This is a genomic window from Oscillibacter sp., from assembly GCF_032060045.1.
GTDB lineage: Bacteria > Bacillota > Clostridia > Oscillospirales > Oscillospiraceae > Oscillibacter.
This window is the reverse complement of the sequence record NZ_DAMBZJ010000022.1, coordinates 13,476-24,290: the sequence shown is the minus strand read 5'-3', so window position 1 is coordinate 24,290 and position 10,815 is coordinate 13,476. Positions and strand designations below refer to the sequence as shown.

Genomic DNA, 10,815 nt, shown 5'->3' with positions numbered 1-10,815 from the left:
CCGCGGTTTTTAATCGAAACAGTATACCGTCTCCATGCAATTTTCTATTTACGTACGCCATGGCTCAAAGGACCTCCGCAGCCGCTCCAACCCCCGCCGTTCCAGCCGGGAAATCTGCACCTGAGACACTTTTAGGATTCTGGCGGTCTGCTCCTGCGTAAAACCGCGGAAATAGCGCAGGAGAATGGTCATTCGCTCTTTTTCAGGCAGCGCCTCCACCGCCTGTCGCACCGCAAGACGCTCAACAATTCCGTCTTCCGGAGCCTCGGTTCCCAGCATTCCTTCCAGCGCAAGACCGTCTTCTGTCTCTCGCTGAAGAGAATCCGGCAGGTCTGTGGCCAATTCCGTCCGGGCGATTTCCTCCGGAGTCAGCCCCGTGCTCTCCGACAACTCGGAGAGCGCCGGCTCTCTTCCCAGCTCAAAGCGCAGCCGCTCCCGAACGCTGTACAGCAGCGCCGCCCGCTCCCGGATGGTCCGACCTACCTTGATGGCCCCATCATCCCGAAGAAAGCGACGGATCTCACCCGCAATCTTGGGCACCGCATATGTGGAAAAACAGGTCCCATATGTAAAGTCAAAACCCTGCACCGCTTTTAAAAAACCCAGACAGCCCAGTTGATAGAGGTCGTCCACCTCCACGCCCCGACCGTAATATCGCCGGACGATGCTCCAAATCAGGCCGCTGTTTTCCTCTACAATCTGCTCGCAGGCCAGCTGGTCACCTTCCTGCGCCGCCCGGAGCAGGTCCAGCGTCGCCTGACCGCTCATCGCTGTCCGTTGGCCCGGCTGGCTATTTTCTTATGCATGGTCACCGTCGTTCCCTTCCCCGGTGTGGAGTGAACTGTGAGTGCATCCATGAAGCTTTCCATAATGGTGAAGCCCATGCCGCTGCGCTCCTCGCCGCCCGTGGTATACATAGGTTGGCGCGCCTTATCAATATTGGGAATTCCCTTTCCCGCATCCTTAATTGAAATTTCCAAAATATTGCCTTCGCAGATCTTTGCTTTTAGGCTCACTTTACCAATCGAGTCGGGATAGGCATGAACAATTGCGTTGGTCACCGCTTCACTGACCGCTGTCTTAATATCCTCCACCTCGTTTAGCGTGGGGTCCATCTGCGAAGCGAAGCAAGCCGCCGCCATTCGTGCAAAGCCCTCGTTGCTGCTGCGGCTGGGAAATTCCAGCCGGATGTAATTCACACTCTTCCTCATACCGTTCCCTCCTGTTTTATGTGAATCAGCCGCCCAATTCCGGCGGCGTCCATCACGCGCTTTGCCTGTGGCTGCACATGGCAGACCTGCATACTTCCGTCCAGCGCGTCCATGCACCGTTTTGCCCTCAGCAGCAGCGCAATACCCGAGCTGTCCATAAAGGTCACTCCGCCGAAATCCAGCAGCAGTCTGCGGGGAAGCGCCGCGTCCACCGCTAACTCCAGCTCCCGAATGGCGTTTTTTGCAGCGTGGTGATCCAAATCCCCGCTGAGCTCCAGCAACAAGTTGCGGTCTGCGGTCTGCATTTTGATATCCATCTCCCAAGTCTCCTTTGCATTAGCTATGTCAATTCCTAAAATTGAAAATTGAGCGCGGCATGGGGTTTGTCGCTTACATCAGGTTATTATTTATTCGCCCACAGCCAAACCCAATGGCCAGCTACGGGATCTTTTTTGCTTGTCCCTTTTTCTGAGATGCACGCCCACGGCCTGCCTGCTTCTTAAAAGCCCGAAAAGCTCCGTCATGCATGTCTCTGCGGCGATCATAACATGACTCAAATTTTCTTTTCTGTCGAAAACCTTTTGGTTTCCATAAATATTTTATTATGGAAACCAAATGCGAGGTTTTTGCAATTAATTTCTCAACTTTTCATGTTTCATCGCCCATTTTCATCGCACACGTCAAGTATTGTTCCCCTGTCTCCACGGTTTTCTTTCTTGCTTTTTATGCAAAAAGCTGATAAGATAAGATAAATTGCGTAAACGTTTTACTTTCCACGGGACGCAGATTTCCGCCCCGTTTGAAAAATGGGAGAGATGGATGGAAAACACACAGATCACAGCATTGGGCGAAATTTTGATTGATTATACTCCTCTGCCTGATTCTGATGCCGGCATGGCGGTATTTGAGCAAAATCCTGGCGGCGCACCGGCAAACGTTTTGGCCTGCGCCGCCAAGCTGGGCCGCAAAACTGCCTTTATCGGTAAGGTTGGCGACGACATTCAGGGCCGGTTTCTCGCGGACACACTGCATAAAACCGGTATCGATACGCATGCCCTTTTAGTGGATGGACGCTATTTCACTACGTTGGCGTTTGTGGCGCTCTCCGAGCGCGGAGAGCGCAGCTTTTCTTTTGCCAGAAAGCCAGGTGCGGACGTTCAGCTTTCCCCAGAAGAGCTAGACCGTGAGCTGATTTCCCACAGCGACATTCTGCATTTTGGCTCTCTCTCTTTGACGGATGAGCCTGCCCGCAGCGCCACAATGGAGGCTGTGCTTTTAGCCCATACGTCCGGGGCGATCATTGCCTACGACCCAAACTATCGCCCCCTGCTTTGGACAAGTAAGGAAGCCGCTATGAAGCAAATGCGCACTCCTCTCCCGCTGGTACACCTTTTAAAGGTTTCCGATGATGAGGTCGAGTATCTGACCGATTGCTCTGATCTCCGGGAAGGGGCGGAAAAACTTGTACGCCAAGGGCTTCGCTGTGTGGTGGTAACCATTGGAAACCAAGGTGCATTGGTGGCTACAAAAGAAGGCAGCGTTATGGTCCCCGGTTTTCCCACCCAGGCCGTGGATACTACCGGGGCAGGCGACTCCTTTTGGGGTGGTTTTTTAACCCGCGTCTCAGAGAGCGGAAAACCGCTGGACCGGATTACCTTTCAAGATTTTCAATCCTTTGCCCGCTTTGGCAACGCCGTGGCTTCCCTTTGTGTGGAGAAACGGGGTGCTATGCCTGCCATGCCGCACCGGGAGGACGTTTTGTGTCGCATGCAAAAAGCGGGAGAGTGGTTGCCCGACACATAATAATAACTTTCGACATCAGAAACCCGTTACAACGCGAAAAATATGTTTACACGGTGCCTTATGTCTATAGAGCAATAGAGAAGCACCGCCATCCTTTCGGATGGCGGTGCTTCTTAGTTTCTGAAAAAGTTTTTTACTTTCCGGCCTTGACGGCGCGAATGGCGTCGGTCAGCAGGGGGGCAACCTTAAACAGGTCGCCACAGATGCCGTAATCGGCAATCTCAAAGATGGGAGCAGTGTCATTCTTGTTTACCGCAATAATGCACTCAGAATCCTGCATACCAGCTTTGTGCTGAATTGCACCGGAGATGCCCAGAGCCACATAGACCTTGGGATGCACGGTCTTGCCGGTCTGGCCAACCTGATGGTCCGCAGACAGCCAGCCGGAGTCAATCGTGGCACGGGAACCGCCCACAACGCCGCCAAGCTCGGCAGCCAGCTCTTCCGCCAGCTTGATGCCGCCCTCAACATCCTTGCTGATGCCGCGGCCAACCGACACGATGAAATCCGCGCCAATCAGATCCACCAGCTTCTTCGCCGCCTTCACGATCTCCACAACCTCGGTTTCCATGTCCGCCTCGGACAGCTGGAACGCGGGCTTCACGATCTCACAGGCGTCTGCCTTGGCCTGGTCGAAGGGAGCCGTCTTCATCACGCCGGGCCGCACCGTCGCCATAGAGGGACGGAAGCGGGGGCAGATGATGGACGCCATCAGATGGCCGCCGAAAGCCGGACGGGTCATCTTCAAATCGCGGGACACGTCGTGCTTCTGGCCCAGCACCATAGCGGTGTTCATGCCATCAATCTTCTCGGGGGCCAGCGTAGAAGCTTCACGCAGGAAGTCCTTGTAGTTGTTCATCTCCACGTCCAAGTGCGTGCAGTCGGCGCAAAGGCCGGTGTGCAGACGCGCGGCGCAGCGGGGGCCCAGGTCACGGCCGATATTGGTCGCGCCAAACAGCATGACCTCCGGCTTGTACTCCTCAATCACCTGGCAGATGGCGGCGGTGTAGCCGTCAGTGGTGTAGTTCTTCAGCAGGGGATGGTCGCAGACATAGACCTTGTTCGCACCGTAGCCGCCCAGCTCTTTCGCAAGGCCCTCCACGCCGTCGCCCAAAAGCAGGCCGCACAGCTGCACGCCCAGCTCGTCTGCCAGTCTCCGGCCCTCGGAGATCAGCTCAAAATCGGTGGGCATCAGTTTGCCCTGGCGCTGCTCGCAGAACACCCATACATCCTTGAAAGCAGCGATATCCGTGTTGTTAAAAGACATGTTCAATTACCCCTTTCTCAGATGATGTGCTTGGCACTCAGGATTCCGATCAGCTTCTCGCAGGCGGCCTTGTCCGCGCCCTCCAGCATCATGCCGGCGCCCTTCAGCGGCGGCGTGAAGGAGGTGAGAATGTTGGTGGGAGAGCCCTTCAGGCCGATGGTGGTGGGATCGATCAGGGCGTCGTCCTTCAACGTCTCATAGTCGAAGGTCGCCAGGGGCTTGTCATAGGCCTCGAAAATGCCGCCCACGCTCATGTAACGCGGGGCGTTCAACTCCTTGATGCAGGTGAGCAGGCAGGGCGTCTTGACCTTGATGGTCATGTAGCCGTCCTCCAGCATCCGCTTCACGGTGACCGTGTCGCCGGTCTTCTGGATGTCGGCGGCGTAAGTCACCTGAGGCAGGCCCAGCTTCTCGCCGATCTGGGGGCCAACCTGAGCGGTGTCGCCGTCGATGGCCTGACGACCGCACATCACGATGTCGTCGGACTCCACGCCGATCCGATTGACGGCGGCGGCCAGAATCTGAGATGTGGCGTATGTATCGCTGCCGCCGAACTCGCGGGCGGACACCAGCACGCCCTCGTCCGCGCCGCGGGCCATCAGCTCACGCAGCATTCCAGCGGCGGGAGGGGGGCCCATGGTCACGACGATAACCTTGCAGCCGGTCTCGTCCTTCAGCTTCAGCGCCGCTTCAACGGCGTTCAGATCGTCGGGGTTGGTGATGGTCTGCATGGACGCGCGGTCCAACGTTCCATCGGGATTCACAGCCACCTTTCCGGAGGTATCGGGCACCTGCTTTACACATACGATGATTTTCATAACTCTCTACCTCCTCAGTTATTTCACGCCCAGGCGACCGGCAATGACCATCCGCTGGACCTCGGAAGTACCCTCGTAGATCTCGGTGATCTTCGCGTCACGCAGCATGCGCTCCATGGGGAAGTCCTTGGTATAGCCGTAGCCGCCGAACATCTGAAGAGACTTGGTGGTGATCTGCATGGCGGCCTCGGAAGTAAACAGCTTGGCCATGGCGGCTTCCTTGGTGAAGGACTGGCCATTGGTCTTGCGGATAGCGGCCTGATAAGTCAGGAGACGGCCTGCCTCGATGGACACAGCCATGTCGGCAAACAGGAACTGGGTGTTCTGGAACTTGGAGATGGGGCGGCCAAACTGGACGCGGCTCTTGGTGTAGGCAACAGCCTCCTCCATGGCGCCCTCGGCCAGACCCAGGCCCTGTGCGGCGATGCCGATACGGCCGCCGTCCAGCGTCTGCATGGCGATCTTGAAGCCCTTGCCTTCCTTGCCCAGCAGGTTCTCTTTGGGCACGATGCAGTCGGTGAACACGATCTCGGAGGTGGGAGAGCCGTGCAGGCCCATCTTCTCCTCGTGCTTGCCCACGGAGAAGCCAGGGAAGGTGTTTTCCACGATAAAGGCGGAAATGCCCTTGGTACCCTTGGAGGGGTCGGTCATGGCGAAGACCACAAATACCTCGGCTGCATAGCCGTTGGTGATGAAGATCTTAGAGCCGTTGATGACATAGTGATCGCCCTCCAGCACGGCGACGGTGGTGCCCTTGGAGGCGTCGGAGCCGGCGTCGGGCTCGGTCAGGCAGAAGGCGCCCAGCTTACCGCCGGTGGTGAGCATGCGCAGATACTTCTGCTTCTGCTCTTCGGTGCCGTTCTGGATGATAGGGCCGCAGCACAGGCCATTGTGGGTAGCCACAATGTCGCCGGTGGACGCGCAGACCTTGGAAAGTTCCTCCACAGCGATGGCGGCGGACAGATCGTCCGCGCCGGAGCCGCCGTATTCCTTAGGCACGCTCATGCCCATCACGCCGTAGCGGAACAGCTGGTCAATGTTTTCCTTGGGATACTTGCAGGTGCGGTCGGTTTCGGCCGCAATGGGCTTAACTTCGTTTTCGGCGAACTCACGGGTCATTTTGCGAATGAGTTCCTGCTCTCTTGTCAATTCAAAATCCATGTCAGTCTCCTATGCATTAAATTTTTAGTCCTGAATGCCAGCAATGTATTTTGCCAGCTCTTTCTTGCCCTCGATGTTGCCTTGACGAGCAATCATGACGCGCTGGGCCTGGGGAGAACCGGCACCATGCATAGATTCTGTGCGGTAGCCGACAGCGGCGGAGCCCAGGCAGATGTTCTCCAAGAACCGGAACACGCGAGCCCGATCCTCAGCGGATACGCCTTCCTTAGTGGCAAAGAACTTGTGGCAGATTTCTCCGATGGTTTCGCCGTTGTTCCCAACCACCGTGTCGGACTTAAAGTCCGTCTCGGAGGGCAGGGTGACCATGGCGCCGCCAGCAATGTCCTCAGCCAGACGCACGATCTCATAGGGGAAGCGGGTGACGTTCTGCTTGCAGACGTTGGCAAGCAGGAGGTCGATTTGGTAGTTGCCCGCCTTGGTGGGGCAGCCCTCGCAGGAGCAGGCAACACCACAGGAATACAGTGTTTCGTTGAGGTGGGTCATCTCGATGAGCTTGTCCTTCACCGCGCTGGCCTTCTCCACGCCGTTGTACTCCGCTGCCAGTGCCGCCGCGCCGATGACCACGTCGCCCACGCCGACCTTGCAGCCGCCATAGCTCTGGCGGTGATACCCGGCAAAGCGCTCCACCATCATGCCGGCAAACTCATGCTCGCCGTTGAGGAACAGGTACTCGTTGGGAATGAACACATGGTCCAGAACCACCAGAGCTTCCTGACCACCGAACCGGGCGTTGCCCAGATCCACGTCTGCGTCTTTTTCCATCTTGCGGGTGTCGCAGGACTGACGGCCATAAATCATGTACATGCCTTCCACGTCGGTGGGGCAGGCGAAGCTCACGGCCCAATCCTTGTCGTCGGGACCCATGGCAATGGTGGGCATAAAGATGTGCCAGTGGGAGTTGACGGAACCGGTCTGGTGGACCTTGGCGCCGCAGACCACAATGCCGTCGTCCCGGCGCTCCACTACATGGAGATACATATCCGGGTCCGCCTGCAGGTGGGGGGCCTTGGACCGGTCGCCCTTGGGGTCGGTCATGGCACCGTCCACGGTCAGGTCGTTGTCCTGCACCATGGTGAGGAACTTCTTGAAGTTCTCATGATAGTGGGTGCCATGGGCCTCGTCAATTTCAAAGGTGGTGGAGAACACGGCGTTGAACGCGTCCATGCCCACGCAGCGCTGGAAGCAGCTTGCGGTCTTTTGACCCAGCAGGCGCTGCATTTTCACCTTGTTCAGCAAATCCTCGGTAGACTGGTGAAGATGGGTGAAGCGGTTAATCGTGTTGCCTGTCAGGCTGGATTTGACCGTCATCAGCTCGGCGTAACGGGGATCATGAGCCAGACTGTACGTCATGGCCACGCAGTTAATGCTGGGGCGAATCATGGGGTGATCCACCCAGTTGTCAATCTTCTCACCAAACATGTACACACGGGTTTTCAGTTGGCGCAGACTTTCCACGTATTCTTTTCCTGTTTTTAGTGCCATCTTTTTATTCCTCCTGTAATAAGTCGGTTATAAAACGTTCTTCATCTTTGATAATGAAGAACAGGGATTACTTGTTAGCAAGGCCCATCAGTTCCTCGCGGAAAATGCGTTCGTCCATGAGTTTCAGATCCCCTGCGATCTTGGGAATGAACTCCATCTGGTCGAGAATCTGCGTTTGCAAATCCACGCCCGGCGCAATTTCGATAAGGGTGACGCCCTCGGGGCGCAGCTCGAACACCGCGCGCTCGGTAATGTACAAAACAGGCTGGCCTGTTTGAAGGGCGTATCTGCCGGAGAAGGTGATATGCTCCACTTCCTTGACAAATTTCTTTTTCGCACCTTCCCGAACAATCATCAGCCTGCCGCCCTGAAAGTTGGTTTCAAGGCCCATGGCCGTGAATGTGCCGCAGAAGATTACTTTCTTCGCGTTTTGCGTAATATCAATAAAACCGCCGGCCCCGGCCAGCCGGGAGCCAAACTTGGAAACGTTTAGATCACCACTGGGCGCTGTCTCGGCAAGACCCAAAAAGGCAACGTCCAGCCCGCCGCCGTGGTAAAAATCAAACTGTACGTTTTGGGGCAGAATCGCCATGGAGTTAGCCGAAGCACCAAACTGGGTCCCCCCATAGGGGATACCCGCAATAGAACCGGCCTCCACCGTCAGCGTCAACTGGTCGGAAATGCCTTCCTCCGCAGCCACATTCGCAATTTTCTCCGGCGCGCCGGTTCCAAGATTTATCACCGCGTCCTGTGGCAGCTCCATGGCGGCTCGGCGGGCGATAATCTTTTTGGCGTCCATGGGAATGGCGGGAATGGCGTCCACGGGAATCCGAAACTCGCCGGAGAGTGCCCCGTCATACGGCATACCAATGCACTGCTCGTTGTCCTGAACGGAACCCACCACAATGGAGTCCACGTAGATGCCGGGAATGGCTACGAGCTTTGGGTCCAAAGAGCCGCCCTGCACGATTTTCTCAACCTGCACGATGACTCTCCCGCCGGAATTTTTGCAGGCCTGCGCCATGGCGGTTACGTCGATGGGGCCGATTTCCCGATGAACGGTGCAGTTGCCGTATTCATCGGCATAGCTGGCCCGCAGAAAGACCACGTTGATGGGAAAGGATTTGTAGAGCAGACGCTCTTGCCCCTCAATCTCAATGACCTTAACCAAATCCTCTTTGGTACGCTCGTTCAGCTTGCCGCCGCCGTTGCGGGGATCGACAAATGTGTAAAGTCCAACGGTGGTAATGGTGCCGATGTTATGGCTCGCAATGTCGCGGTACAGGTGGGAAATTACACCCTGAGGCAGGTTATATGCCTCGGTTTTGTTTGCAAGGGCAAGATCGCCCAGCCGTGGGGCCCGGTCCCAGTGACCGCCGATGACCCGGCGGACCAGACCCTCGTGACCGAAATGGTCGCCGCCGGTGCCGTCCCGATGGCCCTGCCCGGCTGCAAAGAACAGCGTCAGGTCCCGGGGGTGGCCTGTTTCCAGAAACCGCTGCTCCAACGCTTTGGAAAGCGCCTCAGGACAAGCGCAGCTAACAAAGCCTCCGGTTGCAATGGTGTCCCCGTCCCGGACCAGCTCAGCCGCCTGCTCGGCAGTGAGAATCCTGACTTTTTTCATGGCAGTGTACCCCTCGTATTTGTCAAAAATTACGCAGGTCGACGGCTTACTTGTTTTTAAACTGTGCGGGGCGCTTCTCCAGGAAAGCAGTCATGCCTTCTTTTTGATCTTCCGTGCCAAAGCACATCGCAAACAGTTCGTTCTCCATAGCGATGCCGCTGTCCAGATCCATCTGAAGACCCCGGTCAATGCAGGCCTTGGAGTATTTGACGGCAATCGGTGCGTTTTTCGCGAAAGACTGCGCCATCTCCATGGCAGCGTCCAGCAGCGCCTCGGGCGCGTGGACGGCGTTGACAAGACCCACTTCTTTTGCCTCGTCGGCCTTAATCATTTTGCCGGAGAAAATCAACTCTTTGGCTCTTGCCGCGCCGATGCGGCGCGCCAGACGCTGTGTGCCGGAAAATCCCGGAGTGATGCCAAGGCTCACCTCGGGCTGGCCAAATTTCGCTTTTTCAGAAGCCAAAATGATGTCGCAGGCCATGGCCAGCTCGCAGCCGCCGCCCAGAGCAAAGCCGTTTACTGCGGCAATGGTGGGAATCTCCAGCAGCTCGATTTTGCGGAACAGAGCGGAACCTCTGCGGCCCCAAGTCCGGCCTCCCGCCAGATCCAAGGGACACTGCTCGGCAATGTCGGCTCCGGCCACAAAGGAGCGGCCTTCCCCGGTGATAATCAGCCCCCGCAGTGCTTTGTCGTTCTCTATCTCGTTCACCAGTGCCGAAAGATCTTCAATCACCGTGGAATTCAGGGCGTTCAAAGCCTCGGGCCGGTTAATGGTGGCAATTCCGACACCGTCTTTTACTTCATAACGAATCGTAGTGTACAATTAAAACCCTCCTTTTCAATGCGCTTTTGATGGAACCAATCCTCTTGCTTAATATTCTAGCAAAATACGTGCCAAAAAAGCAATGGAAATTATACAAGTTTAAAAAGAATTCACAAAGTGTTTGGCGAATTTGCGTCGTATTTGCAACATAATTTGACAAAATTGGTTACAGTAACAACAATTTTTTAAGAACAAAGGAGCCGAAATTCAAAAGAGAATAAAGTTGAACGAAGCGAAGTTGGGATGAATTTGTGGATTGTTACAAAATAGAAGAATAGAATTTGGTGATGTATACGTTGAAAAGTGGCTTTTCCCACTTTCTATTCATTTTTGAATATGATACAATCATAAATGAATAGAAAAAGCATAGGAGGACTGAGAGGAGCTTGATCGATATGAGTGGGTACCAGGGAACAGATATTCAGGATTTCCTGGCCGAACAGGACGTCAATTTACAAGGGCTTTTTGAAATAATCAATCCGGAAAACAATTTGGTTTCCGCGGACGATATGATGCTTTCCGCGGCGGATGGGACAATTCTGCGAGTGAGCAAGTCCTATGAGAAAAACTTTGGGTTTGCGCCCGACACGATTGTGGGGAAATCG

Annotated in this window: 11 protein-coding genes; 2 read left to right on the top strand and 9 right to left on the bottom strand. The window is 55.6% G+C overall.

Annotated features, from left to right (window positions below; genetic code table 11):
* Positions 1 to 48: 48 nt before the first annotated feature.
* From RT018_RS10075 to RT018_RS10065, 3 genes are read right to left on the bottom strand one after another with little or no spacing between them, the layout of a single operon-like run.
* Complete coding sequence (locus RT018_RS10075; protein ID WP_312941566.1) at positions 49 to 768, bottom strand: sigma-70 family RNA polymerase sigma factor; 720 nt, start codon at positions 766 to 768, stop codon at positions 49 to 51.
* Positions 765 to 1,211, bottom strand: a complete 447-nt coding sequence (gene spoIIAB / locus RT018_RS10070; RefSeq protein WP_312941564.1) for an anti-sigma F factor — start codon at positions 1,209 to 1,211, stop codon at positions 765 to 767. Before spoIIAB ends, RT018_RS10075 begins: the two co-directional genes overlap by 4 nt.
* Positions 1,208 to 1,528 carry an STAS domain-containing protein gene (locus RT018_RS10065; RefSeq protein ID WP_312941562.1) on the bottom strand — a complete coding sequence of 107 codons (321 nt, stop codon included), beginning with the start codon at positions 1,526 to 1,528 and terminating at the stop codon, positions 1,208 to 1,210. Before RT018_RS10065 ends, spoIIAB begins: the two co-directional genes overlap by 4 nt.
* Before the next feature lie 502 nt (positions 1,529 to 2,030).
* Here RT018_RS10065 and RT018_RS10060 point away from each other — a divergent pair.
* Positions 2,031 to 3,014: a carbohydrate kinase gene (locus RT018_RS10060; protein WP_312941560.1), complete on the top strand. Its 984-nt coding sequence runs from the start codon at positions 2,031 to 2,033 to the stop codon at positions 3,012 to 3,014.
* Positions 3,015 to 3,147: 133 nt separating this feature from the next.
* Here the strand turns inward: RT018_RS10060 and acrA are convergent, their stop codons facing one another.
* The 6 genes from acrA to RT018_RS10030 all read right to left on the bottom strand — a co-directional run bounded on the left by acrA (position 3,148) and on the right by RT018_RS10030 (position 10,210).
* The gene (gene acrA, locus RT018_RS10055; RefSeq protein ID WP_312941558.1) at positions 3,148 to 4,281 is read right to left on the bottom strand and encodes an acryloyl-CoA reductase electron transfer subunit beta; all 1,134 of its coding nucleotides are present in this window, start codon (positions 4,279 to 4,281) and stop codon (positions 3,148 to 3,150) included.
* Positions 4,282 to 4,298: 17 nt separating this feature from the next.
* A complete protein-coding gene (gene acrB / locus RT018_RS10050) occupies positions 4,299 to 5,099 on the bottom strand; it encodes an acryloyl-CoA reductase electron transfer subunit gamma (RefSeq protein ID WP_312941556.1) in 801 nt (266 codons plus the stop codon).
* Between the two features lie 18 nt (positions 5,100 to 5,117).
* Entirely contained in the window at positions 5,118 to 6,260 is a 1,143-nt protein-coding gene (locus RT018_RS10045; protein ID WP_312941555.1) for an acyl-CoA dehydrogenase, read from the bottom strand.
* Between the two features lie 24 nt (positions 6,261 to 6,284).
* Positions 6,285 to 7,763, bottom strand: coding sequence for a 4-hydroxyphenylacetate 3-hydroxylase N-terminal domain-containing protein (locus RT018_RS10040; RefSeq protein WP_312941554.1), 1,479 nt, complete (start codon positions 7,761 to 7,763; stop codon positions 6,285 to 6,287).
* Positions 7,764 to 7,830: 67 nt separating this feature from the next.
* Positions 7,831 to 9,387, bottom strand: coding sequence for a CoA-transferase (locus RT018_RS10035; RefSeq protein WP_312941552.1), 1,557 nt, complete (start codon positions 9,385 to 9,387; stop codon positions 7,831 to 7,833).
* A gap of 46 nt (positions 9,388 to 9,433) precedes the next feature.
* Complete coding sequence (locus RT018_RS10030; protein WP_312941550.1) at positions 9,434 to 10,210, bottom strand: enoyl-CoA hydratase-related protein; 777 nt, start codon at positions 10,208 to 10,210, stop codon at positions 9,434 to 9,436.
* A gap of 395 nt (positions 10,211 to 10,605) precedes the next feature.
* Here RT018_RS10030 and RT018_RS10025 point away from each other — a divergent pair.
* A partial coding sequence (locus RT018_RS10025; RefSeq protein ID WP_312941548.1) for a hypothetical protein occupies positions 10,606 to 10,815 on the top strand: 210 nt, incomplete at its 3' end.

What these genes read in the sequence shown, in the direction of transcription:
- RT018_RS10060 (WP_312941560.1), top strand. Translation starts at nt 2,031, where the DNA reads ATGGAAAACACACAGATCACAGCATTGGGCGAAATTTTGATTGATTAT.
- RT018_RS10065 (WP_312941562.1), bottom strand. Translation starts at nt 1,528, where the DNA reads ATGGATATCAAAATGCAGACCGCAGACCGCAACTTGTTGCTGGAGCTC.
- RT018_RS10035 (WP_312941552.1), bottom strand. Translation starts at nt 9,387, where the DNA reads ATGAAAAAAGTCAGGATTCTCACTGCCGAGCAGGCGGCTGAGCTGGTC.
- RT018_RS10075 (WP_312941566.1), bottom strand. Translation starts at nt 768, where the DNA reads ATGAGCGGTCAGGCGACGCTGGACCTGCTCCGGGCGGCGCAGGAAGGT.
- RT018_RS10045 (WP_312941555.1), bottom strand. Translation starts at nt 6,260, where the DNA reads ATGGATTTTGAATTGACAAGAGAGCAGGAACTCATTCGCAAAATGACC.
- acrB (WP_312941556.1), bottom strand. Translation starts at nt 5,099, where the DNA reads ATGAAAATCATCGTATGTGTAAAGCAGGTGCCCGATACCTCCGGAAAG.
- acrA (WP_312941558.1), bottom strand. Translation starts at nt 4,281, where the DNA reads ATGTCTTTTAACAACACGGATATCGCTGCTTTCAAGGATGTATGGGTG.
- spoIIAB (WP_312941564.1), bottom strand. Translation starts at nt 1,211, where the DNA reads ATGAGGAAGAGTGTGAATTACATCCGGCTGGAATTTCCCAGCCGCAGC.
- RT018_RS10040 (WP_312941554.1), bottom strand. Translation starts at nt 7,763, where the DNA reads ATGGCACTAAAAACAGGAAAAGAATACGTGGAAAGTCTGCGCCAACTG.